At 64.0% G+C, this 442-nt stretch carries 1 protein-coding gene and 1 pseudogene (1 of these 2 cut by a window edge); both read left to right on the forward strand.

Features of this window, described 5'->3' with window-relative positions; translation table 11 throughout:
* Nucleotides 1-49, forward strand: a pseudogene (locus tag DJ70_RS17720) (long-chain fatty acid--CoA ligase); its annotated part reaches 216 nt to the left of the window's first position; the annotation flags it as partial.
* A gap of 204 nt (nt 50-253) precedes the next feature.
* On the forward strand, nt 254-442 hold a 189-nt coding region (locus tag DJ70_RS04800), incomplete at its 3' end, for a hypothetical protein (RefSeq protein WP_143420932.1).

A 442-nucleotide genomic window follows, 5' to 3' on the forward strand; every position in this document is an offset into this window, starting at 1 on the left:
CCTCGACCGGTTCGCCGACGAGATCGACCTGATCTACGCCGACGCGTAGGGATCCGCCCGCCTCGAGCGCGAACGCCCGCGGTTCCGAGCCGTTCGTCCCGTCAACGAGCAAGTTTTTCGCACCAACGAGGTAGTTTATTCTTAGTATACATACCTAAATTTATCACACTTTCACAAGGCTCGAACCGCTACCGCGCCGATGATGCCTGCGATCGGAAACGCCGTCGATTCGGTTCGGCGCACCGTGTCGACAGTGACGACCCGCGTCGTCGAGGTGGCGACCACGCTGTTGGCGGGGCTCGCCCTCGCCGGCTGGTCGCTGTTCTGGTCGCGGGTCGGTCGGATGCACTACGCCCAGGGTGATCTCGTCTCCGCGGCGTTCACGACGGCCGTCTTCGTCCTCCCCGCGATCGGGGCCGTCCTCTGGTACGTCGCCAGGTCG

The sequence above is a fragment of the Halorubrum halodurans genome, assembly GCF_002252985.1.
GTDB classification, from domain to species: Archaea; Halobacteriota; Halobacteria; order Halobacteriales; family Haloferacaceae; genus Halorubrum; species Halorubrum halodurans.